Annotated in this window: 25 protein-coding genes; 5 read left to right on the top strand and 20 right to left on the bottom strand. The window is 74.7% G+C overall.

What is annotated here, in order from left to right:
• Positions 1-380: 380 nt before the first annotated feature.
• Genes tyrS through argC form a run of 11 tightly spaced genes read right to left on the bottom strand, consistent with a single transcriptional unit; the run spans position 381 to position 11,695 of the window.
• The gene (gene tyrS / locus IEV86_RS03390) at positions 381-1,643 is read right to left on the bottom strand and encodes a tyrosine--tRNA ligase (RefSeq protein WP_043608636.1); all 1,263 of its coding nucleotides are present in this window, start codon (positions 1,641-1,643) and stop codon (positions 381-383) included.
• Positions 1,644-1,671: 28 nt separating this feature from the next.
• On the bottom strand, positions 1,672-2,358 hold the full coding sequence (locus tag IEV86_RS03395; RefSeq protein WP_052426441.1) for a DNA-3-methyladenine glycosylase: 687 nt from the start codon (positions 2,356-2,358) through the stop codon (positions 1,672-1,674).
• Between the two features lies 1 nt (position 2,359).
• Complete coding sequence (locus tag IEV86_RS03400; RefSeq protein ID WP_043608627.1) at positions 2,360-2,941, bottom strand: uridine kinase family protein; 582 nt, start codon at positions 2,939-2,941, stop codon at positions 2,360-2,362.
• On the bottom strand, positions 2,926-4,341 hold the full coding sequence (argH, locus tag IEV86_RS03405) for an argininosuccinate lyase (RefSeq protein ID WP_043608625.1): 1,416 nt from the start codon (positions 4,339-4,341) through the stop codon (positions 2,926-2,928). Before argH ends, IEV86_RS03400 begins: the two co-directional genes overlap by 16 nt.
• Position 4,342: 1 nt before the next feature.
• Positions 4,343-5,773: an argininosuccinate synthase gene (gene argG / locus IEV86_RS03410; protein ID WP_043608622.1), complete on the bottom strand. Its 1,431-nt coding sequence runs from the start codon at positions 5,771-5,773 to the stop codon at positions 4,343-4,345.
• A 2-nt stretch (positions 5,774-5,775) separates the two neighbouring features.
• Complete coding sequence (locus IEV86_RS03415; protein WP_043608619.1) at positions 5,776-6,315, bottom strand: arginine repressor; 540 nt, start codon at positions 6,313-6,315, stop codon at positions 5,776-5,778.
• Positions 6,312-7,244: an ornithine carbamoyltransferase gene (gene argF, locus IEV86_RS03420; RefSeq protein ID WP_043608616.1), complete on the bottom strand. Its 933-nt coding sequence runs from the start codon at positions 7,242-7,244 to the stop codon at positions 6,312-6,314. Before argF ends, IEV86_RS03415 begins: the two co-directional genes overlap by 4 nt.
• Positions 7,241-8,518, bottom strand: a complete 1,278-nt coding sequence (locus tag IEV86_RS03425) for an acetylornithine transaminase (protein WP_081978875.1) — start codon at positions 8,516-8,518, stop codon at positions 7,241-7,243. The genes argF and IEV86_RS03425 overlap by 4 nt, the downstream gene beginning before the upstream one ends.
• Positions 8,515-9,483, bottom strand: a complete 969-nt coding sequence (gene argB, locus IEV86_RS03430) for an acetylglutamate kinase (protein WP_043608613.1) — start codon at positions 9,481-9,483, stop codon at positions 8,515-8,517. Before argB ends, IEV86_RS03425 begins: the two co-directional genes overlap by 4 nt.
• Positions 9,480-10,643, bottom strand: a complete 1,164-nt coding sequence (gene argJ / locus IEV86_RS03435; RefSeq protein ID WP_043608610.1) for a bifunctional glutamate N-acetyltransferase/amino-acid acetyltransferase ArgJ — start codon at positions 10,641-10,643, stop codon at positions 9,480-9,482. Before argJ ends, argB begins: the two co-directional genes overlap by 4 nt.
• On the bottom strand, positions 10,640-11,695 hold the full coding sequence (gene argC, locus IEV86_RS03440; protein ID WP_043608607.1) for an N-acetyl-gamma-glutamyl-phosphate reductase: 1,056 nt from the start codon (positions 11,693-11,695) through the stop codon (positions 10,640-10,642). Before argC ends, argJ begins: the two co-directional genes overlap by 4 nt.
• A gap of 73 nt (positions 11,696-11,768) precedes the next feature.
• Between argC and IEV86_RS03445 the strand changes: the two genes are divergently transcribed.
• Both IEV86_RS03445 and IEV86_RS03450 read left to right on the top strand, forming a co-directional pair.
• Complete coding sequence (locus tag IEV86_RS03445) at positions 11,769-12,746, top strand: quinone oxidoreductase family protein (RefSeq protein WP_043608605.1); 978 nt, start codon at positions 11,769-11,771, stop codon at positions 12,744-12,746.
• 120 nt (positions 12,747-12,866) lie between these two features.
• The gene (locus IEV86_RS03450) at positions 12,867-13,394 is read left to right on the top strand and encodes a GNAT family N-acetyltransferase (RefSeq protein ID WP_188484542.1); all 528 of its coding nucleotides are present in this window, start codon (positions 12,867-12,869) and stop codon (positions 13,392-13,394) included.
• Positions 13,395-13,467: 73 nt separating this feature from the next.
• Here the strand turns inward: IEV86_RS03450 and pheT are convergent, their stop codons facing one another.
• The 7 genes from pheT to infC form a co-directional block, all read right to left on the bottom strand.
• On the bottom strand, positions 13,468-16,038 hold the full coding sequence (pheT, locus tag IEV86_RS03455; RefSeq protein ID WP_043609562.1) for a phenylalanine--tRNA ligase subunit beta: 2,571 nt from the start codon (positions 16,036-16,038) through the stop codon (positions 13,468-13,470).
• Positions 16,038-17,099, bottom strand: a complete 1,062-nt coding sequence (gene pheS / locus IEV86_RS03460) for a phenylalanine--tRNA ligase subunit alpha (protein ID WP_043609560.1) — start codon at positions 17,097-17,099, stop codon at positions 16,038-16,040. The genes pheT and pheS overlap by 1 nt, the downstream gene beginning before the upstream one ends.
• Before the next feature lie 176 nt (positions 17,100-17,275).
• Complete coding sequence (gene thpR / locus IEV86_RS03465) at positions 17,276-17,887, bottom strand: RNA 2',3'-cyclic phosphodiesterase (RefSeq protein ID WP_043609558.1); 612 nt, start codon at positions 17,885-17,887, stop codon at positions 17,276-17,278.
• A 2-nt stretch (positions 17,888-17,889) separates the two neighbouring features.
• The gene (locus IEV86_RS03470) at positions 17,890-18,756 is read right to left on the bottom strand and encodes a TrmH family RNA methyltransferase (protein ID WP_043609556.1); all 867 of its coding nucleotides are present in this window, start codon (positions 18,754-18,756) and stop codon (positions 17,890-17,892) included.
• 26 nt (positions 18,757-18,782) lie between these two features.
• Complete coding sequence (gene rplT / locus IEV86_RS03475; protein ID WP_043609554.1) at positions 18,783-19,166, bottom strand: 50S ribosomal protein L20; 384 nt, start codon at positions 19,164-19,166, stop codon at positions 18,783-18,785.
• A gap of 58 nt (positions 19,167-19,224) precedes the next feature.
• Positions 19,225-19,419, bottom strand: a complete 195-nt coding sequence (gene rpmI / locus IEV86_RS03480; protein WP_043609551.1) for a 50S ribosomal protein L35 — start codon at positions 19,417-19,419, stop codon at positions 19,225-19,227.
• A gap of 71 nt (positions 19,420-19,490) precedes the next feature.
• Positions 19,491-20,168, bottom strand: a complete 678-nt coding sequence (infC, locus tag IEV86_RS03485) for a translation initiation factor IF-3 (protein ID WP_229734449.1) — start codon at positions 20,166-20,168, stop codon at positions 19,491-19,493.
• Between the two features lie 472 nt (positions 20,169-20,640).
• Here infC and IEV86_RS03490 point away from each other — a divergent pair, with 472 nt between their 5' ends.
• From IEV86_RS03490 to IEV86_RS03500, 3 genes are all read left to right on the top strand, one after another.
• A complete protein-coding gene (locus IEV86_RS03490; protein WP_043609565.1) occupies positions 20,641-20,967 on the top strand; it encodes a DUF1844 domain-containing protein in 327 nt (108 codons plus the stop codon).
• Between the two features lie 121 nt (positions 20,968-21,088).
• Positions 21,089-22,099: a hypothetical protein gene (locus tag IEV86_RS17800; RefSeq protein WP_229734450.1), complete on the top strand. Its 1,011-nt coding sequence runs from the start codon at positions 21,089-21,091 to the stop codon at positions 22,097-22,099.
• On the top strand, positions 22,096-22,833 hold the full coding sequence (locus IEV86_RS03500) for a S1C family serine protease (RefSeq protein WP_043609693.1): 738 nt from the start codon (positions 22,096-22,098) through the stop codon (positions 22,831-22,833). The genes IEV86_RS17800 and IEV86_RS03500 overlap by 4 nt, the downstream gene beginning before the upstream one ends.
• A 16-nt stretch (positions 22,834-22,849) precedes the next feature.
• On the opposite strand, the gene IEV86_RS03505 is transcribed toward IEV86_RS03500, so the two are convergent.
• Together IEV86_RS03505 and priA are read right to left on the bottom strand one after the other, a co-directional pair.
• Positions 22,850-23,566: an SseB family protein gene (locus IEV86_RS03505; protein ID WP_043609691.1), complete on the bottom strand. Its 717-nt coding sequence runs from the start codon at positions 23,564-23,566 to the stop codon at positions 22,850-22,852.
• A complete protein-coding gene (gene priA / locus IEV86_RS03510; protein WP_043609690.1) occupies positions 23,563-24,312 on the bottom strand; it encodes a bifunctional 1-(5-phosphoribosyl)-5-((5-phosphoribosylamino)methylideneamino)imidazole-4-carboxamide isomerase/phosphoribosylanthranilate isomerase PriA in 750 nt (249 codons plus the stop codon). The genes IEV86_RS03505 and priA overlap by 4 nt, the downstream gene beginning before the upstream one ends.
• Positions 24,313-24,315: the final 3 nt, after the last annotated feature.

Below are 24,315 nucleotides of genomic sequence, written 5' to 3' on the forward strand. Positions count from 1 at the left end.
GACGCGCATCCATCCAGGTCTTCCGACCCATCCGGAGGCAACTTCTCCACTTTATCCGAACCAGACCCCGCAGTCAAACCACCAGGCCGGCCCACCCACACCGAGCAGCCCTTGCGGGCTGATCATGTGGAGTTCCCCTCGGGACCGTCCTCCGAGCTGAGCTCGTCGTTCGTTCCTCCCTGCGGGGCGTGGATGACTCTACGCCACCCGCGCGGTCGGATCCAAGTCGCTGCGGGGTGTCCAGCATCACGCAGGTCGGACGGCGTGTCGCGACCCACGTCGGGCCGCACATGCAGGTCGGGCGGCGGTCGGGACGTGCCTGTGCACCCGTGCGTGCCTCTGCGGATGGCGCCGGCGTCCGCGCGCCGCCCGGGCCGACGTCAGCCCTGGCGCTCCGCGACGGCGAGCGTGCGCTTGCCGCGCCGCAGCACGGCCCAGCGCCCGTGCAGGAGCTGGTCGTCGGCGAGGACGGCGTCCTCGCTCGTGACCCGGACGTTGTTGATCGAGACGCCGCCCTCCGCGATCGCCCGTCGTGCGGCGCCGCGTCCGCCCACGAGCCCAGCAGCGACAAGGAGGTCCACCACTCCCGGGGCGTCCTCTCCCACGTCGGCACGCGGCAGCTCCGCGACGGCCGCGGCCAGGGTGGCCTCGTCGAGGTCGACCAGCCGGCCCCGCCCGAAGAGCGCCTGGCTCGCCTCGACGACCTTGTCCGTCGCGTCCGGGCCGTGCACCAGGGAGGTCACCTCGTGTGCGAGCCGACGCTGGGCGGTCCTGAGCGCGGGACGCTCGGCGACCTCGCGCTCGAGCTCGCCGATCTCGTCGGCGGACAGGAACGTGAAGACCTTGAGGTAGCGCACGACGTCGGCGTCGTCGGTGTTGAGCCAGAACTGGTAGAAGGCGTACGGCGTCATGAGGTCGGGCGCGAGCCACACCGCGCCGCCCTCGGTCTTGCCGAACTTGGTGCCGTCCGCCTTGGTGATCAGGGGGGTGGTGAGCGCGTGCACCGCGACCTGCTCCGCCTTGCGGACCAGCTCGACCCCCGAGAGCAGGTTGCCCCACTGGTCGTTGCCGCCGGTCTGGAGAGTGCAGCCGTGCCGCCGGTACAGCTCAAGGAAGTCCATCCCCTGGAGGATCTGGTAGCTGAACTCGGTGAAGCTGATGCCCTCCTCGCTCGCGAGACGCCGGGCCACCGTGTCCTTGGCGAGCATCGTCCCGAGGCGGTAGTGCTTGCCGATGTCGCGCAGGAAGTCGATCGCGCTGAGGTCGCCGGTCCAGTCCAGGTTGTTCACCATGACGGCCGGGTTCGACCCCTCGAAGTCGAGGAACCTCGAGATCTGGGCCCGGAGCCGCTCGACCCACTCGGCGACCGTCTCCTTGGTGTTGAGCACGCGCTCGCCCGACATCCGCGGGTCACCGATCATCCCGGTCGCCCCGCCGACGAGCGCGAGGACCCGGTGACCCGCGCGCTGGAGGTGCCGCAGCGTCACCAGCTGGACGAGGTGGCCGTGGTGGAGGCTCGGGGCCGTCGGGTCGAAGCCGCAGTAGACCGTGACGGGACCGGCCGCGAGCGCGTCCCGCAGCGCCTTCTCGTCCGTGGTCTGGGCGAGCAGCCCCCGCCACGCCAGCTCGTCGAGGATGTCCACGTCGTGCTCCTTCTCGTCTCGGTCGCGCCTAGTGTGCCGTGCCTCGCGGGCCGGGGACGTCGGCGTCCGGGGCCGCTGCGGTGCCGCGTCGGCGCCGCGCACCCGCGCGGAAGTCCGAGACCGTGGGGTCGCCGGTCGCCCAGAAGCGCCACGGGTACCGCAGCGGGTCGCCGCCCTCCCCCGCGACGCCGACCCGCGGTCCGGTCGAGACCCCCGCGGGCGGCGTGCCCGGCTCGAGGCGCACACGCCCCGCGCCGTCGACGACGTCGTCGCCGTCGAACGACAGGTCGAGCCCGAGCGCCACCGTCAGCCGCGCAGGGCCTCGCGCGACGTCGACGTCCGCGCGCACGACGCCCGAGCGGAGACGTCGCGCGCGGGCCAGCTCGACGCCCTCCACGACCTGACCGGCGCGCAGCAGGACCGCCGACGCGCGCCCGGGCGTCCCCGTCACCACGTTGACGCAGTGGTGCAGGCCCATGTGGCGGTACACGTACAGGTGCCCGGCCGGGCCGAACATGACGGCGTTGCGCCGGGTCGGCCCGCGGAAAGCGTGCGACCCGGGGTCCCGCTCGCCGTCGTACGCCTCGACCTCCGTCAGGCGCACGGTGACGACGCCGTCCGGGAGCTCCGTCGTGACGTGTGCCCCCAGGAGGCGCGGCGCGACCTCGAGGACCGGGCCCGTGAGCCACTCGCGCGGGTCGTGCAGCGCGTCCACGTCAGTCCGTCCACGGGGCAGTGCCGTCGACGACGACGTCGGCACGGGCACGTGTCGACTCGCGCGCGAAGTGCTCGTCCTCGAGGCGCATCCACCGCAGCCACTCGTCGCGCATGGACTCGCCGTCACGCTCGAGCCCGCGGCGCAGGCGGACGTCGCGAGGCGCCTCGACGAAGGCGACCAGCACGGCACGCGCCGCGACGGCCCGACGTGCGCTTCCGCAGCCCTCGAGGACCAGGACGTCCGGCACGGGCACCTCGACCCAGTCGTCGAAGCGGCCCCGGGACCAGTCGTACCGCTGGAAGCGAGCCGGTCGCCCGGCTTCGAGCGGCGCGAGGACCTGCGCCTCGAGCCGCGGGCCGACGGCCTCGAGACCGGCCCATCCCTCGTAGAGGTCGTCGAGGTGGACCACGGTCGCGGTGCGGCTCCCTCCGAGCCGGTCCGCCAGCCGGGCGGCGAGCGTCGTCTTGCCGGACCCGGCCGGCCCGTCGACGCAGACGAGCCGGACAGCACCGAGCGTGGGCGCGGCGCGCTCGACCCGCGCCACCAGCTCCGCGACGACCGACGTCACGCCGTCGCCCACCCCCGCAGCTCGGCCGAACGCCGACGGGCGGCCTCGACCTGCTCGGCGACCCGGACCGGGGCGGTCCCGCCCACGGCGGAGCGCGACGCGAGCGAGCCCTCGACCGTCAGCACCGAGCGGACGCCGGGCGTCAGGTGCCCGGAGATCGTCGCCAGGTCGTCGTCCGAGAGATCCCACAGCTCGATCCCGCGCTCCTCGCAGGCCCGGACGCACGCGCCGGCGACCTCGTGGGCGACACGGAACGGCACGCCCTCGCGGACGAGCCACTCCGCGACGTCCGTCGCGAGCGAGAAGCCCTGGGGCGCGAGCGCCGCCATGCGCTCCGTGTCGAAGGTCAGGGTCGCGACCATGCCGCTCACCGCCGGCAGCAGCACCAGCAGCGTGTCCACCTGGTCGAAGACCGGCTCCTTGTCCTCCTGGAGGTCGCGGTTGTACGCCAGCGGCAGACCCTTGAGGGTCGTCAGGAGGCCTGTCAGGTCGCCCACCAGCCGACCCGCCTTGCCACGCGCCAGCTCGGCGACGTCCGGGTTCTTCTTCTGCGGCATGATGCTCGACCCCGTCGAGTAGGCGTCGTCCAGGCGGACGAAGCCGAACTCCTTGGTGGCCCAGAGGATGACGTCCTCCGCCAGACGCGAGAGGTCGACCCCCGCCATCGCCGCGACGAACGCGAACTCGGCCACGACGTCGCGCGACGCCGTCCCGTCGATCGAGTTCTCGACCGGTCCGTCGAAGCCCAGGTCCGCCGCGACGGCCGCGGGGTCGAGCCCGAGCGACGAGCCGGCGAGGGCACCCGAGCCGTACGGCGACCGCGCTGCGCGCCGGTCCCAGTCGACCCACCGCTCGACGTCGCGCAGGAGCGGCCACGCGTGCGCGAGCAGGTGGTGGGCGAGGAGCACGGGCTGCGCGTGCTGCAGGTGCGTCCGGCCGGGCATGGGTGCCGTCGGGTGGGCCGACGCCTGGTCGACCAGCGCGTCGACGACGTCGAGCGCGAGCGCCGCGAGCGCGCGGGCCTGGTCCCGCAGGTACATGCGGATGAGCGTCGCGATCTGGTCGTTCCGGGAGCGCCCCGCCCGCAGCCGTCCGCCCACGTCGGCGCCCGCCCGCTCGATGAGACCGCGCTCGAGTGCGCTGTGGACGTCCTCGTCGTCGGGCACCGGTGCGAACGCACCCGAGGCGACGTCGGACCGCAGCTCCTCGAGCGCCGCGACCATGGTCGCGAGCGCGTCGTCGTCGAGGAGGCCCGCGCGGTGCAGGACGCGGGCGTGCGCGACCGACCCGCGCAGGTCGACGTCCGCGAGGCGCCAGTCGAAGTGCGTGCTGCGCGACAGGGCCGTCAGCGCGTCGGCCGGTCCGCCGCTGAACCGGCCGCCCCACAGCGCGCCCGAGGATGTGCCTGCCACGTCAGTCCGTCCCCACTTCCATCGCCACGTTCTCGAGCAGGAGCTCCTCGTCCCCCGCGACGGACGGGTTGTCGGTGATGACGTCCGCGCCGCCCGCGGGCAGGGCCCCGAAGAGGGTTCCGTTCTCGACGAGGACCTGGCCCTGGTCGACGGGCTGCTGCGCGTACAGCTCGAGCTTGGCCCGCGAGTCCGCGATGTCGAGGTTGCGCATCGTCAGCTGGCCGATCCGGTCCGTCGGGCCGAACGCCGCGGACTCGGTGCGCTCCATCGAGAGCTTGTCCGGGTGGTACGACAGCGCCGGACCGTCGGTGCGCAGGACCGTGTAGTCCTCGCCGCGCCGCAGGCGCAGCGTCACCTCGCCCGTGACCACGGACGCGATCCACCGCTGGATCGACTCGCGCAGCATGAGCGCCTGGGGGTCGAGCCAGCGACCCTCGTACAGCAGTCGCCCGAGCCGACGACCCTCGGCGTGGTAGCTCGCGATGGTGTCCTCGTTGTGGATGGCGTTGACGAGACGCTCGTACGCGACGAACAGCAGCGCCATGCCGGGGGCCTCGTAGATGCCGCGCGACTTGGCCTCGATGATCCGGTTCTCGATCTGGTCGGACATGCCGAGGCCGTGCCGTCCCCCGATCGCGTTGGCCTCGCGCACCAGGGCGACCGGGTCGTCGTATCGCACGCCGTCGATCGCGACCGGCCGGCCGCGCTCGAAGCGGACGGTCACGTCCTCGGTCTCGATCGGGACCGCGGGGTCCCAGAACCGCACGCCCATGATCGGCTGGACCATCTCGAGCGAGACGTCGAGGTGCTCGAGGGTCTTGGCCTCGTGGGTCGCACCCCAGATGTTGGCGTCGGTCGAGTACGCCTTCTCGGCGCTGTCGCGGTAGGGCAGCCCGTGCTCCACGAGGAACTGGCTCATCTCCGCGCGCCCGCCGAGCTCGGTCACGAAGTCCTTGTCGAGCCACGGCTTGTAGATCCGCAGCGACGGGTTCGCCAGCAGCCCGTAGCGGTAGAAGCGCTCGATGTCGTTGCCCTTGAACGTCGACCCGTCGCCCCAGATGTCGACGCCGTCCGACTGCATCGCGCGCACGAGCAGCGTCCCGGTCACGGCACGACCGAGCGGGGTCGTGTTGAAGTACGACCGCCCGCCGCTGCGGATGTGGAACGCCCCGCACGCGAGCGCCGCGAGGCCCTCCTCCACGAGCGCCGCCTTGCAGTCCACCGCGCGCGAGAGCTCCGCGCCGTACGTCATCGCACGGCCGGGCACCTGGTCGATCTCGGGCTCGTCGTACTGGCCGAGGTCGGCCGTGTAGGTGCACGGGATCGCGCCGCGGTGCCGCATCCACGCCACCGCGACCGACGTGTCGAGGCCGCCCGAGAAGGCGATCCCCACCCGCTCGCCGACCGGCAGCTCCGTCAGAACCTTGCTCACGACTACTCCTTGGTCTCTCGTGCGTCGTCGCGGCCGGCCGCGAGGTCGAGGAAGCGGCGGGCGACGGCGTCGCCGCCGTCGACCTCCCGGGTGATGACGAGGACCGTGTCGTCGCCCGCGATGGTGCCCAGCACCATCGGGAGCACCGAGTGGTCGATCGCCGAGGCGAGGAACTGCGCGGCCCCCGGAGGCGTGCGCAGCACGACGAGGTTGCCCGACGCCTCCGCGGTGACGAGCAGCTCGGCGCACAGCCGCGCGAGCCGGGCCGCGAGCTGCTCGACGTCGGCACCGACGTGCGGCGTGCGGTCGCCCCCCTCCCCCGGCAGCGCGTACGCGAGCGTGCCGTCCACGGCGCGGATGCGCACGGCGCGGAGCTCGACCAGGTCGCGGGACAGCGTCGCCTGCGTCACGTGGACGCCCTCCGCCGCGAGCGCCGCGGCGAGCTCACCCTGCGACCGGACCGGGGTGCGCGCGAGCAGCCGGGTGATGAGCGCGTGCCGGGCAGCCTTGGTCGTCGGGACGCCCGTCTCCGTCGCGCTCATGACCGCTCCAGGAGCCACGTGAGCACCGCCTTCTGGGCGTGCAGGCGGTTCTCGGCCTCATCGAACACGACCGACCGGGGGCCGTCGAGCACCTCGGCCGTGACCTCCTTGCCGCGGTAGGCGGGCAGGCAGTGCAGCACGACCGCGCCGGGGTCGGCGTGCGCCAGGAGCGCGATGTCGAGCCGGTACGGCGCGTAGAGCGCCTCGGCCTCGTCCAACGACGTGCTGTCACCCATCGAGATCCAGGTGTCGGTGGCCACCGCGTGGGCGCCCCGCACCGCCTCGGCCGGGTCGTCGGTCACGTGCACCGAGCCGCCGGTGAGGTGGGCGAGCTCACCCGCGCGGGCGACGACGTCGGCGTCGGGGGTCCGACCAGCAGGGGTCCCGATCCGGACGTGCATCCCCGCGGTCGCGCCGGCGAGGAGGTACGAGTGCGCCATGTTGTTCGCGCCGTCGCCGACGTACGCGAGCGCCGTGCCGCGCAGGCCGCCGACACCGCCCGACCGCTCGGCGAGGGTGAGGAGGTCCGCGAGCGCCTGGCACGGGTGGAACTGGTCCGTGAGGGCGTTGACGACGGGCACACCGGCGAAGGCCGCCATCTCGTCGATGCGGCTCTGGTCGAACGTCCGCCACACGACCGCCGCGACCTGACGTCCCAGCACCCGGGCGGTGTCCGCGACGGACTCCCGGACGCCGATCTGCGCGAGGTTGCCGTCGACGACCATCGCGACGCCGCCGAGCTCGGCGACGCCCACGGAGAAGGAGAGCTGCGTGCGCAGCGTCGGCTTGTCGAAGAGCACCGCGACGGCCCTCGGCCCCTCGAGCGGGCGCGCCGCGTACCTGTCCGCCTTGAGCCGCAGGGCGAGCTCGAGGACCTCCGACTGCTCGGCAGGCGTCAGGTCGTCGTCACGCAGGAGGTGTCGCGTCACGACGCCACCTCCCCGGCCACCAGGTCCGCCGGCAGCCCGGCCAGGACGTCGACGAGCCCGCTGACCTGCTCCCACGTGAGGATCAGCGGGGGCGCGAGCCGGAGCGCGGTGGGTGTCACGGGGTTCACGACGTAGCCCGCCTCGAGGGCGACCTCGGCGACCGCGGTCGACACCGGGCCGTTGAGCTCGATCGCGACCAGCAGCCCGGCGGCCCGGACCTCGCGGACCGCGGGCAGGCGGCGCAGGGCGCCCGCGAGCCGCTCGGAGACGTCCCGCACACGCTCGAGCAGGCCGTCGCGCTCGATGACGCCGATCGTCGCCAGACCAGCGGCTGCAGCGACCGGGTTGCCGCCGAAGGTCGTCCCGTGCTGACCCGTGCCCAGCAGCCCCGCGGCCCGCTCGCCGAAGGCGACGACGGCACCGACCGGGAACCCGCCCGCGAGCCCCTTGGCGAGGGTCATGACGTCGGGGCGGACACCACCGCCGAGCTCGGGGTGCTGGTGCGCGAACCACGCACCCGTCCGACCGACGCCCGTCTGCACCTCGTCCAGGACGAGCAGCGCACCGTGCTCCTGCGTCAGGCGACGCGCGTGCGCGAGGTACCCGGGAGGGAGCGGACGGACGCCCGCCTCGCCCTGGACCACCTCGAGGACCAGCCCGGCGACGTCGTCGCCCATCGCGGCCTCGAGCGCCGCGGCGTCGCCGAAGGGCACGAACTCGACGCCGCCCGGCAGCGGCTCGAACGGCTCGCGGTACGCGGCCTTGTGCGTGAGGGCGAGCGCGCCCATGGTCCGGCCGTGGAACGCACCCTCGAGCGCGAGGACGCGCGGGCGGCCGGTGCGGCGCGCCATCTTCAGCGCGGCCTCGTTGGCCTCCGTCCCCGAGTTCGCGAAGAACACCCGCGACCCGGGCACCGCGGACGCACCCGAGATCTCCAGGAGCCGCTCGGCGAAGGACACCTGCACGGGCGTCGCGAAGAAGTTCGACACGTGGCCGAGCGTCCCGAGCTGCGCGCAGATCGCGGCCGTCAGCGTGGGGTGCGCATGCCCGAGCGTGTTGACCGCGATCCCGCCGAGGAGGTCGAGGTACCGCACGCCGTCGGCGTCCCACACGTACGGCCCCTCACCCCGCACGAGCACGCGACGCGGCCTGCCGAACGTGTTCATGAGGGCGTTGCCGTACCGCTCGGTCCAGGCCGCGACGGTCCCGCCCGTGGGCAGGTCGAGCGGCGCGGGCGCCTCCAGGTCGGCGCCCGCTGCGGTGGGCTCGTTCACGGGTGACCTCCGACGACGGGAAGGGCTCCGGTGCGCACGTCGTCCGGGAGGACCATCGTGCCGACGCCGCGCTCGGTGAAGACCTCGACGAGGACCGAGTGCGCCTGACGTCCGTCGACGACGTGCGCCTGCCCGACGCCGCCCCGCACGGCACGCAGGCACGCCTCCATCTTCGGGACCATGCCCGACTCGAGGCGCGGCAGCAGCGCCGCGAGCGTCGACGCGTCGATCCGCCGGACGAGCGAGGACCGGTCCGGCCAGTCCGTGTAGAGGCCCTCGACGTCCGTGAGCACGATGAGCTTGCTCGCGCCGAGCGCGACCGCGAGCGCGGCCGCCGCGGTGTCGGCGTTGACGTTGAGCACCTGCGTCGGGTCGTCCACGTCCGGTGCGACGGTGCTGACGACCGGGATCCGGCCCGCGTCGAGCAGGTCGCGCACCGCGCGGGGGTCCACGTCGACGACGTCGCCGACCTGGCCGACGTCGACCTGCTCGCCGTCGACGGTCGCGGTCCTGCGCCGCGCGCGCAGGAGCCCGGCGTCCTCGCCCGACATGCCGACGGCGTGGGGACCGTGGGCGTTGATGAGACCCACGAGCTCGCGCGAGACCTGGCCCGTGAGCACCATGCGCACGACGTCCATGCTCTCGGGCGTCGTGACGCGCAGCCCGCCGCGGAACTCGCTCGCGATCCCGAGCCGGTCGAGCATCGACGAGATCTGGGGCCCGCCACCGTGGACGACGACGGGACGCAGGCCGCACAGCCGCAGGAAGACCATGTCCTCGGCGAAGGCGCGCTTGAGGTCGTCGTCGATCATCGCGTTGCCGCCGTACTTGACGACGAAGAGCGCGCCCGCGAACCGCTCGAGCCACGGCAGGGCCTCGACGAGGACCTCCGCCTTCTGCTCGGGGCGCAGGTCGGTGCGCGTGTCGAACGCGTCGTCGGCGGGTGAGGGCGGGTGGGGGCTCATGTGGAGTACGCGCTGTTCTCGTGGACGTAGTCGTGCGTGAGGTCGTTGGTCCAGACGGTCGCCGACGCGTCACCGGCGTGGAGGTCGACCTCGACGTGGACCTCCCGGGCCGCGGCGAGGTCGACGAGCTCGCGCGGCTCGCCCACGCCGCCCGCGCGGCACACCTGGACGCCGTTGATCGAGACGTCGACCCGGTCGGCGTCGAACGCCGCGACCTCGACGGGCACCGTCCCGACCGCGGCGAGGACGCGGCCCCAGTTCGGGTCGTTGCCGAACACCGCAGCCTTGAAGAGGTTGGAGCGTGTCACGGCCCGGGCCACGGCGACCGCGGCCTCCTCGGTCCCGGCGCCGCGGACGGTCACGGCGACGTCGTGGCTCGCGCCCTCGGCGTCGGCGACGAGCTGCCGGGCGAGGTCGGCGCACGCGCGGGTCACGGCGTCCGCGAGCGCTGCCGGCTCGACCTCGACCCCGCTCGCGCCGGACGAGAGCAGGACGACGGTGTCGTTGGTCGACATGCAGCCGTCGGAGTCGACCCGGTCGAAGGTCACGCGGGTCGCGTCACGGAGCACGGCGTCCGCGGCGTCGGCCGCCACGACGGCGTCCGTCGTCACGACGCACAGCATCGTCGCGAGCCCGGGCGCAAGCATCCCGGCCCCCTTGGCCATCCCGCCGACGGACCACCCGTCGCCCTCGACGTACGTCGTCTTCGGGACGGAGTCGGTCGTCATGATCGCGCGCGCGGCCGCGGGGCCACCGTCCGCCGCGAGCGCCCCGGCCGCCGCGTCCACACCCGTCCTCAGGAGGTCCATCGGCAGCCGCTCGCCGATCAGGCCCGTCGAGCACACGAGCACGTCGCCCGCCGAGCACCCGAGGACCTCCGCGACGTGCTCCGCGGTGCGGTGGGTGTCGAGGAACCCCTCGGGGCCGGTGCACGCGTTGGCACCGCCGGAGTTGAGCACGACGGCGTGCACCACCCCGTCGGCGACCGCCTGCCGCGACCACAGGACCGGGGCGGCCTGGACGCGGTTGGACGTGAAGACCGCGGCCGCCACCTGGAGGGGGCCGTCGTTCACGACGAGCGCGACGTCGGGGGCGCCCGACGACTTGAGGCCGGCCGCGACCCCCGCCGCGCGGAAGCCCCGGGGTGCGGTGACGGTCATGGTGCGACTCCTTCGAGGGGCAGGCCCGTCGTCTCGGGCAGGCCGAGCGCGATGTTCATGGACTGCACGGCCGCCCCCGCGGTGCCCTTGACGAGGTTGTCGAGCGCCGTGACGGCCACGACGCGACCGGCCCGCTCGTCGACCGCGACCTGGACGAGGGCCGTGTTGGCGCCGGTCGTCGCCGCGGTGGTGGGCCACTGCCCCTCGGGCAGGACGTGGACGAACGGCTCGTCGGCGTAGGCGTCGACCCATGCCGCCCGGACGTCCGACGCGGCGACGCCGGGGACGAGGCGCGCGGTCGTGGTCGCGAGGATCCCGCGCGCCATGGGCACGAGCGCGGGCGTGAAGGACAGCGAGACCGCGTCGGCCCCGACCCAGCGGAGGTTCTGCTCGATCTCGGGGATGTGGCGGTGCGTCCCGCCAACGGCGTAGGGCACCGCCGAGCCGAGACCCTCCGAGGCGAGCAGGTGGGTCTTGGCGGCCTTGCCTGCACCCGAGTAGCCGACGGCGAGGACCGCCACGAGGTCGGTCGTCTCGACGAGGCCCGCTGCGACGCCGGGCTGGATCCCGAGCGTCACCGCCGTCACGTTGCAGCCGGGCACCGCGACCCGGCGGACACCGGCGAGCAGGTCGCGCTGGCGGCGTGACCCACGGTCCAGCAGGAGCTCGGGCAGCCCGTAGGGCCAGGTCCCGGCGTGGTCCGAGCCGTAGAACGCCGTCCACTGCGCGGCGTCGACCAACCGGTGGTCGGCGCCGCAGTCGAGCACGAGCACGTCGTCGCCGAGCTGCGCCGCCACCTCGGCCGACGCACCGTGCGGGAGCGCGAGGACCACGACGTCGTGGCCGCGCAGCGTGTCGGCACCGGTCGCCTCGAGCCGGCGGCCCGCGAGCGAGCGCAGGTGCGGCTGGTGCGTACCGAGGAGCTCACCGGCCGACGAGTGCGCGGTGACCGCGCCGATCTCGACCTCGGGGTGGGAGCTGAGGAGCCGGAGCACCTCACCCCCGGCGTACCCGCTCGCGCCCGACACGGCGACCCGCACTGTCATGTGCATGACTATACACACCGCTGCATCGATTCGCCTCCGACGTCCGGCGCGTGTCGGCACCTGCGACGTAGGCTCCAGCATGCGCGTCATCCGTGCCACCGCACCGGGCGGTCCCGAGGTCCTGAGCCCCGCCGAGGTCGACGAGCCGATGCCCGGCCCGGGCGAGGCCCTCGTCGCCGTCGAGGCCGCAGGGGTCAACTTCATCGACACCTACCGCCGCTCCGGCGTCTACCCCGCCACCTTCCCGCACGTCGTCGGCACGGAGGGCGCCGGCACGGTCCTCGCCGTCGGCGAGGGCACGCAGGACGTCGCGCCCGGGGACCGCGTCGGCTGGCTCGCGGTGCCCGGGTCGTACGCCGAGCGTGTCGCCGCACCCGTGAGCGAGCTCGTCCCGCTGCCGGACGACGTGCCCACCGCGACCGCCGCCGCCGTGCTGCTGCAGGGCATCACCGCGGAGTACCTGGTCGACGCGACGTTCCCCGTGCGGCCCGGTCAGCACGTGCTCGTCCACGCCGGGGCGGGCGGGGTCGGTCTCCTCCTCACCCAGCTGGCACGCTCGCGCGGGGCGCACGTCGTCTCGACGGTGTCCACCGACGAGAAGGAGGCGCTGTCCCGCGCGGCGGGCGCGGAGGCCGTCCGCTACGACCGGCTCAGCGACCTCACCGCCGAGCTCCCGCGCATCGTCCGCGACCTCACGGACGGGGGTGTGCACACCGTCTTCGACGGCGTCGGCCGGGCCACCTTCGACGCCTCGCTCGCGTGCCTGCGACCCCGCGGCGGTCTCGCGCTGTTCGGCGGGTCGTCCGGGCAGGTCCCGCCCGTCGACCCGCAGCGCCTCAACGCGGCCGGCTCGGTGTACCTCACGCGCCCCACGCTCGCCCACTACACCGCCGACCGCGCGGAGCTGCTCGAACGCGCCGCGACCGTGCTGGACGCGGTCTCCGCGGGGACGCTGCACGTGCGGATCGGCGCGACGCACGCGCTCGAGGACGCCGCCCGGGCGCACGCGGACCTCGAGGCGCGTCGCACCACGGGCAAGGTGCTGCTCGTCCCGTAGGTGCCCACGACCGGCCGTCCGCGTACGGTCGACCGCGTGCCCGACCGCGCCTCCGACCGAGTCCACGGACGTGCCCACGGTCGTGTCCACGGACGTGCCGACTCCGGCGTGCCGCCGCCCGTGGTCCGCCCCCTGTGGGACGACGACGTGCCCACCCTCGCGCGCCTCAACGACGCCGCCGTGCCCGCGGTCAACGCCCTCGGCACGGCAGGCCTTCGCGACCACCTGCCACGGTGCCGCCTCGCGCTCGTGGTCGACGCCGGACGCGGCCCCGAGGCGCTCCTGCTCGCCCTGGGCCCCGGCGCGGACTACGCGAGCGAGAACTACTCCTGGTTCTCGCGCGAGCGGCCCGGCTCCCTGTACGTCGACCGCGTCGTCGTCGCGCAGCGCCTGCGCCGCCTCGGCGTCGGCCGGTCGCTCTACGCGCAGGTCGCCGCGCACGCCGCCGAGCACGGGTTCGAGGAGGTCACGTGCGAGGTCAACCTCGAGCCGCCGAACCCCGACTCGCTCGCGTTCCACCGCTCGCTCGGCTTCCGGACGGTGGGCCGCCAGGAGACGAAGGGCGGCACCGTGCGGGTCGCGCTCATGGCGGTCCCCACGGAGCACCTGGCTCGGCTCGGACGGCCGGATAGGCGACGCCAGGGCTGACGGGCGGGCTGACGGGCGGGCCGACGGCCGGTCCCGCCGCACACGCAGCGCGTGCGGCGGGACCGGGCCGACGTCAGGACCGCAGGACGGCTCCGTGCCGGCGGTGGGCCTCCTCGACGGCGGCCTCACGCACCGCGACGGCCTCCTGCGCGGTGAGCGTGCGGTCCGCGGCTCGCAGCCGGAGCGAGAACGCGACGGACTTCCGCCCCTCGCCCACCTGGCTCCCGGTGTAGACGTCGAACACGCGCAGCTCCTCGAGGATCTGCCCCGCCGACGACGCCTCGGCGCCGGCACGGACCGCGGCGAGGAGCTCGCCCACCGGCACTTGCTCGTCGACGACGAGCGCGATGTCCTCCTTCGCGGGCGGGTAGGAGGACACGGGGACCGCCTGCACGGGCTCGCCGGGGCGTGCCCCGAGCACCGCGTCGAGGTCCAGCTCGAACGCCGCGGCGCGCGCGGGCAGCTCGAGCGCCGCGACGACCCGCGGGTGGAGCTCACCCGCGTGGCCCACCACGGTGCCGTCGGGGAGCCGCAGCTCAGCCGCACGACCCGGGTGCCACGGCGCGACCGCACCGGCCGCGACCACGAGGTCGACGCCCACCGTCCGCGCGACGAGGAGAGCCCCCGCGACGGCGTCGGTGTGGTCGGCGCGTCGTCCTGCCCCCCACCACCCGGCACGCTCGCGCATGCCGGTCAGGACCCCGGCGACGTGCCGCGGCTGGGGGGGTACGGCGGCCGCGAGCCTCTCGAGGGCCTCGTCCGACGGACGTGCGCCGCCCGGCAGCCGCGGCGCCGGGGTCTCGTGGCCCGACGGCGTCGTGACGAGCCCCGTCTCGACGAGGGCGAGGTCCGTGAGCCCGCGGCCCACGTTGCGCCGCACCGTCTCCAGGAGGGTCGGGAGCAGGAACGTCCGCATCGTCGGCTGCTCGTCGGAGAGCGGGTTGACGAGCCGGAGGGCGCGCCGCCGGTCGTCGTCGGCCGCGAGGCCCAGTGCGTCGAGCTGGTGCGGACCGACGAACGGGTAGCTCAGCACCTCGACCCATCCCGCGTCCGCGAGCGCCTGCGCGACCGCGCGCCGTGCGACCTGGTCGGGCGTGAGCCCGCGGCCCGCGGGTGCGGACGGCAGGGTCGAGGGGATCTCGTCGTAGCCGCGCAGGCGCGCGACCTCCTCGACGAGGTCGACCGGCACCACGAGGTCGGGACGCCACGAGGGCGCGACGACGCGTGCCCGGTCACCGGCCGGCTCGACGTCGCACCCGATCGCCCGGAGCGTCGACACGACGTCGTCGGGTGCGTAGGGCACACCCACGAGACGTGCCGGGAGGTCCAGGTCGAGGTCGATCGTCCGACGCGGCGCCGTCTGGTCCACGTCGGTCAGGGCCGGCTCCACCGTCCCCCCGCCGTGCTCGACCAGGAGCTGCGCCGCACGCCGCACCGCGACGCGCGCGAGCCGTGGGTCGACCCCCCGCTCGAAGCGACGGGCCGCCTCGCTCGCGATCCGGTGCCGGCGTGCGGTGCGGGCGACCGACACCGGGTCGAAGTGGGCGCCCTCGAGCAGCAGGTCCGTCGTGGCCTCGGAGACCTCGGACCCGGCACCCCCCATGACGCCGGCCAGGCCCAGCACACGACCCGCGCGTCCGGCACCCGCAGGGCTGTCGGTGATGAGCAGGTCCTCGGGGTCCAGCTCGCGCGTCACGTCGTCGAGCGTCGTGAGGCGTTCACCGGCACGCGCGCGCCGCACGACGACCGGACCCGCGACCTGGGTGAGGTCGTAGGCGTGCAGGGGCTGCCCGAGGTCGAGCATGACGTAGTTGGTCACGTCGACGGCCAGCGAGATGGGCCGCATGCCGGCCTGCGTCAGCCGCCGCTGCATCCACGCCGGGGACGGCGCGGACGCACGCACGCCACGGACCACCTGCGCGACGAAGCGGTCGCAGCCCGGGACGCCGTGGACGGGTGCGTCGTCGTCGAGCTCGACCGGGAACCCGCCCGCGGCCGGCGTGGCGTCCTCGTCGGTCTCCAGACCGGGGTCGCGGAACGACGCGCCCGTCGCGTGGCCGTACTCGCGCGCCACGCCCCTCATCGAGAAGCAGTAGCCCCGGTCCGGCGTCACGTTGATCTCGAGGACCTCCTCGCCGAGGCCCAGCAGCTCGCGCGCGTCGTCGCCGGGCTCCGCGACGACGTCGGCGGGTGACAGGACCAGGATCCCGTCGTGGTCGTCGCCGAGGCCGAGCTCGCGCGTCGAGCAGATCATCCCGTCCGACACGTGGCCGTACGTCTTGCGCGAGGCGATGGGGAACGGGCCGGGCAGGACGGCACCGGGCAGCGCGACGACGACGAGGTCGCCCGCGTCGAAGTTGTGGGCGCCGCACACGATGCCGCGAGGACGCAGCGAACCGTCCTCCGCGACCTCGTTGTGCGCGCCGACGTCCACGCGGCACCAGTTGATCGTCTTGCCGTTCTTCTGCGGCTCGGGAGTGCGCTCGACGACGCGCCCGACGACGAGGGGCCCGGTCACCGCGGCCGGGTGGAGCGCCTCCTCCTCGAGCCCGACGCGGACGAGGTCGGCCGCGAGCTGCTCGGCGGTCGTCCCCGCCGGCAGGTCGACGTGCTCGGCGAGCCAGCCGAGAGGGATGCGAGGCATCAGATCACCGCCTGGAACTGGAGGGAGAAGCGTGCGTCGCCCTCGACCATGTCGTGCATGTCCGCGATCCCGTGGCGCAGCATGAGCGTCCGCTCGATCCCCATGCCGAACGCGAACCCGGAGTAGACCTCGGGGTCGACGCCGCACGCGCGCAGGACGTTGGGGTTGACCATCCCGCAGCCGCCCCACTCGATCCAGCCGGCACCGCCCTTCTTCTGCGGGAACCACAGGTCCATCTCGGCGCTCGGCTCGGTGAACGGGAAGAAGGACGGGCGCAGGCGCGTGCGGGCCTCGGGACCGAACACCGCGCGGGCGAAGTGGTCGAGCGTGCCCTTCAGGTGGGCCATCGTCAGCCCCTTGTCGACCGCGAGGCCCTCGACCTGGTGGAACACCGGGGTGTGCGTCGCGTCGAGCTCGTCGGTACGGAAGGTCTTGCCCGGGCAGGCGACGTAGACGGGCAGGTCGCGCTCGAGGAGCGTCCGCGCCTGCACGGGCGACGTGTGCGTGCGCAGGACGAGGCCCGACTCGGCACCGCCCTCCTGGTCGGCGACGAAGAAGGTGTCCTGCATCTGCCGTGCGGGGTGGTCGACGCCGAAGTTCAGGGCGTCGAAGTTGAACCACTCGGCCTCGACCTCGGGCCCCTCGGCGATCTCCCACCCCATCGCGACGAACACGTCCGCGATCCGCTCCTGGAGGAGCTCGAGCGGGTGCCGTGCGCCGGGTGCCACGCGGTCCACCGGGAGGGTCACGTCGACCGACTCCTCGACGAGGACCCGCTCGTCGCGCTCGATCTCGAGCGCCTCCTGGCGCGCGGCCAGCGCGGCGGCGACGCGGCCGCGCGCGGCACCGACGGTGCGACCGGCGACGGCCTTGTCCGTGGGGGCGAGGCCACCGATCGCCCGGTTGGCCAGCGCGAGCGGGCTCCGGTCGCCCGCGTGCGCGAGACGAGCGGTCTTCAGCTCGTCGAGGTCGCCCGCGGTGGCGAAGGCCTCGAGCGCGCGCGCGACAGCGGCGTCGACGCCAGGGGCGTCGAGGGGTGACAGGGGTGTGGGGTCGGACATGCGGACCTTCCGGGAGGGTGCAGGGGCCTTGCGGCCGTCGGGAGTCTAGTTGCGCCCGTCCCCCGGACCCGTCCGTCGCCCGCAGGGCGAGGAGGGTGTGCGCTACACGTCGCGCGGCCCGAGGACGGGCCGCGGAAATCGGCGGGTGGCCGCCGTGCCGGTGCGCTGCATGGGCGTCATGGTGCCACAGCGCCGAGCGGGTGCCGAGCGAGATCCGTGTACAGCGGGCCGCCACCGCGGCCGCGACCGGGCTCGGAGCGGACGAGCCGGATCTCGTCGACGACCCACGTCGGACCCTCGTAGAGGGAGAGCGCGTGGACCGGTGCTGCGAGGGGGTCCTCGACCGCTCGCCGCCCGCGCGGGTCGCGCCGTCGAGCCGACGGCGTCGTCCGCGCGACGGTCAGGTGCGGGCGCGACCGGACGCGGTCGTCCTCCCACCGCACGACACCCTCACCCGCGTCCCGCGCGGCGGCGCCGAGGGCCACCATGCGGTCGACCGCCCCGCCGAGACCCACCCACAGCGTCCGGTGCGCGAACACCCCGGCACCCCGCAGCCGGACCTCGAACGGCGGGGCAGAACGCGCGGCGTCGGCCAGCCCGGCGTCCACGTCGGCGAGCGCGCCGTCGGGCACGTCGCCGTAGAACGCCAGCGTCAGGTGCCAGCTCTCGGGGTCGGTCCAGCGCACGGCGTCGGTCCGGTCGGACCCGCCGACACCGACGGCGACCAGCGCACCCGCGAGGTGCTCGAGCACCGGCTCGGGGGGCCGCACGGCGGCGAAGACCCGCACGGTCAGCCCACCTGCGAGCCGTCGCCCGACGCGCGACCACCGCGACGGCGCTGTGCGCGAGCGGACGCGTACAGCAGGACGGTCGCCGCCGTGGCGAGGTTGAGCGACTCGGCGCGGCCGTGGATCGGGACCCGCACGACGGCGTCCGCCCGTGCGCGGTCCTCCTGCGGCAGGCCCCACGCCTCGTTGCCGAGGAGCCACGCGGTCGGAGCGGCGAGGTCGGGTGCCTCCTGCGGCCCTGTCCCGGCGACGTCGAGGAGGTCGTCGAGGTCGTGCTCGCCCGTCCCGTCGGCGGCCAGCACGAGCAGCCCGGCGGACCGGAGCGCGTCGACCGCCTCCGCGAGGCCCACACCCGTGACGACCGGGAGGTGGAACAGCGAGCCCGCGGTCGAGCGGACGACCTTCGGGCTGTGCGGGTCGACGCTCTCGGTCGTCAGGACAACGGCCTGGGCGCCGGCGGCGTCGGCCGCGCGGATCACGGCTCCCGCGTTCCCCGGGTCGCGCACGCGCGCGAGCAGCGCGACGAGCGTCGGTCGGCGCGCGAGGACGTCGTCGAGGGACAGCGGCCGGGGACGCGCGACGGCGACGACGCCCTGCGCGTCGGGGCTCATGGCCGCGAGCACCTCGGGGGTCCCCGTGCGGTGCGGCACACCGGCGGCGGCCGCGGCCCCGACGATGTCCGCGTGGCGCTCGGCCGCCTCGTGCGTGAGGTACAGCTCCGCCACGGCCGCCGGCTGCTCGCGGACGAGCTCGCGCACCGACTGCGGCCCCTCGACGAGGAACCGACCGGCCCGCAGACGCGCGGAACGCCCGGCCAGCGCCCGCACCGACCTCACCCGCTCGGCACGGGGATTGGTCAGCTCGGGCATCGGCCGGGCGTCCGGGTGGTGCTGCGTCAGGCTGCCGACGGCGCGTTGACGTCCTCGGGGAGGGCGTCCTTCGCGACCTGGACGAGCGCCGAGAAGGCTGCCGCGTCGTTGACCGCGAGGTCGGCGAGGACGCGACGGTCGACCTCGACACCAGCAGCCTTGAGACCCTGGATGAAGCGGTTGTAGGTCATGCCCTCGGCGCGGACCGCGGCGTTGATGCGCTGGATCCACAGCTTGCGGAACTCGCCCTTGCGCGCCTTGCGGTCGCGGTAGGCGTAGACGAGGGAGTGGGTGACCTGCTCCTTCGCCTTGCGGTACAGGCGCGACCGCTGACCGCGGTAGCCGGACGCCCGCTCGAGGGTCGACCGGCGCTTCTTCTGGGCGTTGACCGCCCGCTTCACGCGTGCCACGTGATGCTCCTTGCGTTTCGGGGCTCAGGGTGAGCGGGGTGCCGGGGCACCCGCGGGCTCACTTGCCGAGCAGCTTCTTGATCTTGGGGGTGTCGGCGGGCGACATGACCTGGTCGACCGCGAGGCGGCGCGTGCGCCGGCTCGACTTGTGCTCGAACAGGTGACGCGCGTTCGCCTGCTCGCGCATGACCTTGCCGGTCCCCGTGATCCGGAACCGCTTCTTCGCACCACTGTGCGTCTTGTTCTTCGGCACTGGCGTGCTCTCTTCCTTCAGGTCGCCGGGCGGCGACTTCGTCGACGTGCGGGCCGGTGGGCCCGCACACGTCAGGTGGTCGGGGTCTGCGTGGCGTCGGCACCCTCGACGGGTGCGTCGTCCTTGGCCGCCTCGGCCTCGGCCTGACGGCGCCGCTGCTCGTTGCGCGCCTCGGCCTTCTTCTTCGTCGGCCCGAGAACCATGATCATGTTACGGCCGTCCTGCTTCGGCGCGCTCTCGACGTAGCCGAGCTCGGCGACGTCGTCGGCGAGGCGCTGGAGCAGACGCAGGCCCATCTCCGGGCGCGACTGCTCGCGACCACGGAACATGATCATGACCTTGACCTTGTCACCGGCCTTGAGGAACCGCTCGACGTGGCCCTTCTTGGTGCCGTAGTCGTGCGGGTCGATCTTCAGCCGGAAGCGGATCTCCTTGAGGATCGTGTTGGCCTGGTTGCGCCGGGCCTCACGGGCCTTCATGTCGGCCTCGTACTTGAACTTGCCGAAGTCCATGAGCTTGCAGACCGGCGGCCGGGCGTCCGGGGCGACCTCGACCAGGTCGAGATCGGCCTCCTGCGCCAGCCGGAGGGCGTCCTCAACCCGGACGATGCCGACCTGCTCGCCGTTGGGTCCGACCAGGCGGACCTCGGACACGCGGATCCGATCGTTGATGCGCGGCTCGCTGATGTGCTGCTCCTCGAACTCGACGGGACGACCGCCGGGCACGAGGAAGGCCCCCGCACCGAGCACGTTGCGAGGGCCTGGAGTCCGAGCGCCATGACGACGCCGAGGGCGCCGCAGCACACCTGTGCCACCACGTCCTCCGGACCGGACCCGGCCCCTGTCGTCCCGGAGGACGGTCGGTGCTCGGGTGGGATCAGCTCCGCTTGTGCACCGAGGCCCACGTCCTGACGGGCCGCGCCCCGTGGGAACCACGGGTCGTGACCCGACCGGGTCGGAGCATCGGTCGGTCAACGGGCAACTGTACCACCCGTCGTCGGACCTGGGGATCTGCGTCGAGCCGTGCGGCGACGGGCACGGCACTCAGCCGGCGGGGAGGCCGGAGTGGGGCTCGCGCGCCCCGCGTCACCCGGCCGTCCGGTGGGATGATCCTCGCGTGACCGCATCCTCCCCCGCCCCCGGCCCGGACCACGAGACCGCCACCGGAGCAGCCGAGCCGCAGGACGACGACCGCGCGACCTCCCGCGGCGTCGTCGAGGCGGTGCGCGACATCGCCGACGTCCCCGCGGTCGCGGTCATCCAGACCGCGGCCGTGCACCTCATGAGCGCGGCCGCGGTGAAGTGCGGCCTCGCCGAGGACACCGAGGAGGGCCGCGGCGCCGACCTCGCGGACCTGGACGAGGCACGCAAGCTCATCACGGCGCTCGCAGGTCTCGTCACGGCGGCGGCCCCGGAGATCGGCAGCCAGCACGCCCGGTCCCTGCGGGACGGCCTCCGGTCGCTCCAGCTCGCGTTCCGGGAGGCCTCGGCGTACCCGGACGCCCCCGGCGAGGGGCCAGGCGAGCAGCTCACGGGTCCGGTGTCCTGACGCTCGCGCACCCGCCCTCCGCCGCGCCGTCGCCCGGGCCGCGGCCTCGACCGTCACCGCAGCGGCGGCCACGGGCCGGACCGGAGGCACCCCGCCCGGGGGCCGTGCCTATCCTGAACCGATGACCGAGACGCCGGGGGGCGCGCCGACGCGCGAGCACACGCGCCGGGGCGCGCAGCCGGCGGTGTCCGCCGACGCGCGCCCGTCCGACGGTCGCGAGCCCGCCGAGGCTCCCACGGCCGACGCCACCTCGACGGACGAGGTGACGCGCGCGCTCCCGGCCGGCGCCCGGCCCGCGGCACCGGGCGGACGCACCGGCGAGCCGTCGGACGGCGCCCCGGTGCGGGAACCGGTCCGGGAGACCGGGACGTCGGTCCGGCCCGCCGAGCCCCGACCCGAGCGCGATGCCCCGTCGGACGACGACACGCCGCCGGACCTCCCCACGCCGCCGGTCCCGGGGACCTCGTCCGGCGGCGACGCGCCGTCGGTCCCCGGGACGCCGTCGGGCCCGGGCGCGTCGACGGGCGCAGGCCTCGCGACCGCCGCGGCCGCCTCAGCCCCGGACACGGACACGGCCACCGCCGACGCCGGGCGGCACCGTCGTCGTCGGCGGCGGTGGCTGCGCGGCGTGGGCATCGCGACCGTGACCCTCCTCGTGCTGGGCCTCGGCGCCTCGACGGTGTACCTGTACCGCACGACGACGGCGTGGCAGGACCGTGCGGACACCTACCTCGCGGACGCGCGCGGCATCGGCGGCGAGCTCGCCACGACCCGCGCCGAGCTCGCCGGGACGGAGGCCGAGCTCGAGGGCGTCCGCAGCCAGCTCGCCACGGCGCAGGCCCGCATCGTCGAGCTCGCGGACGAGAAGGCGCAGCTCGGCGACGACCGCGAGGTCCAGCGTCAGCTCGCCGACTACCAGGAGCGCGTCAGCGACGCCGCCGGTCAGGTGGCGCTCGCGCTCGACCAGTGCGTCCAGGGGCAGCAGCAGCTCATCGGCTACCTCGAGAGCACCGTGACCGACGCCGCGCAGTACGACCCGGCGGAGCTCGAGCGCTTCCGGACCGACGTCGAGGCGCTCTGCCAGGCGGCCACCGAGGCGAACATCGCGCTGCAGCGGGAGCTGAGCCGATGAGCCGCCGCCGGACGGCCGCCGTCGTCGTCGCGGCCGCCGTCGCGCTCGGGGGGTGCGCGGCGCTCGAGGAGGTCCCGATGCCGGGACCCCGCGCGACCGACCTCGTGCCGTCCGAGGCGCCCCTCGCGGCACCGGCGGGCTCCGACCAGCTCTCCCCCGACGGCTTCGACGCGGTGCAGCGCATGGCGGTCCGGGTGCGCAACGTGGGGTGCGGGACCCTGACGACGGGCTCCGGCTTCGCGATCGACAGCCAGACCCTCATCACCAACCGGCACGTCGTGGCGGACTCGGCCGAGCTGCAGGTCGCGACCTACGACGGGCGCGACATCGACGTCACGGCGTCGAGCACGGCCGACCTCGCCGACCTCGCGATCGTGCGGACAGCGAAGCCGCTCCCCTCGTCACCGGTCCTGGCGGACCAGGACCCCGTCCGGGGCGACCCCGTGACCGTCGTCGGCTACCCGCAGGGCGGGGCCCTCACCGTGACCAGCGGCACGGTCATCGGCGCGACGACCGACCCGATCAACGAGAACCTCGGCGAGGTGCTCGTCACGGACGCGCCGGTCGAGCCGGGGAGCTCGGGCTCGGCGGCCCTCGACGGCGAGGGGCGCGTGATCGGCGTCGTGTACGCGAAGAACGCGGCCGGGCAGAGCTTCCTGGTCCCCGTGAGCACGCTGCGCCGTCTGCTGGAGGACACCGAGGCGTTCGTCGCGACGAGCCCCTGCGCGTCCTGACCCGACCGGTCGGGCGTCAGCCGACGACGCGCAGCTCGACCGAGTCCACACGGGACGCGAACGTCGTGTCCGCGGCGATCACGCCGCCCACGCGGCGCAGCACGTCGTCGAGCGCGGCCCGGTCCAGGCCTGGGCGCAGCCGCACGACGACGGCCACCTCGGCGCGACGGCCCGGGACCGCCTCGGCGGCCACGACGCCGTCCACCTCCCCCACCGCGAGCGTCACCGCGTCCCGCACGTCGCCGGACACCTCGCCGTCGACGACGGCCGGTCGCCAGGGCGTCCCGGTCGCGAGCGCGACCACGGCGGGACGGGGCACCACGAGGGTGTTCGGACCCGCCGGGTCGAGCACGAGGAGCTCCCACCCCTCCTGGAGCGCCGACGCCGCCGCGCGGGGGCCCTCGGCCGGGACCGGCCGGGCGTCGCCGCTCCAGGCCGTGAGCGCGCCCGCACCGGAGAACACCGGGAGCGCGGTCCGGCCGTCCGGCGCGCGCAGCGCCACGACGCCCGCGGACGCCTCCTTGTCGACGTGCAGCCCGCCCGCGCCCGTCCCGGACTGCTCGAGCCGTGCGACGACGGGCACCAGGACGCGCACCGTGCGCAGCGCCTCGACGACGTCCGCGACCGTCCCACGCCCCGTGCGGACCGCCTCGACGGCCGCGACCAGCGCGGGGTCGGGCGACCCGTCGTCGTCCGCGAAGGCCGACGTCGGCGGCAGCGCGCGACCGGTCACGGGCGACCCGCGACGTCCAGCGCCTCGGGGAGCGTGAAGGCGCCGGCGTACAGCGCCTTGCCGACGATGGCGCCCTCGACCCCCACGGGCACGAGCCCGCGCAGGACCGCGAGGTCGTCGAGGCTCGAGATTCCGCCGGAGGCGACCACGGGCGCCCCGGTCCGCGCGCACACGTCGCGCAGGAGGTCGACGTTCGGACCGCGGAGGGTGCCGTCCTTGGTCACGTCGGTGACGACGTACCGCGAGCACCCCGCCCGGTCGAGCCGCTCGAGGACCTCCCAGAGGTCCCCTCCCTCCTGCGTCCAGCCGCGCGCGGCGAGCGTCGTGCCCCGCACGTCCAGACCCACCGCGACCGCGTCACCGTGCTCCGCGATCACGCGCGCGGTCCACTCCGGGTCCTCGAGGGCGGCCGTCCCCAGGTTGACCCGTGCGCAGCCCGTCGCGAGAGCGCGCGCGAGCGACTCGTCGTCGCGGATCCCGCCCGAGAGCTCGACCTTGACGTCGAGCGCCGCCACGACGCCCGCGAGCAGCTCGGCGTTCGAGCCGCGCCCGAACGCCGCGTCGAGGTCGACGAGATGGATCCACTCCGCGCCGCCCGTCTGCCAGTCGAGGGCGGCCTGCATGGGGCTGCCGTAGGACGTCTCCGAGCCGGCCTCGCCCTGGACGAGGCGGACCGCCTGCCCGTCCGCGACGTCGACGGCAGGCAGGAGCTCGAGCCGGGGCGTCCCGGCCGGGGTGGTGGTCATGCG

The organism is Cellulomonas carbonis (genome assembly GCF_014636275.1).
Taxonomy (GTDB): domain Bacteria; phylum Actinomycetota; class Actinomycetes; order Actinomycetales; family Cellulomonadaceae; genus Actinotalea; species Actinotalea carbonis.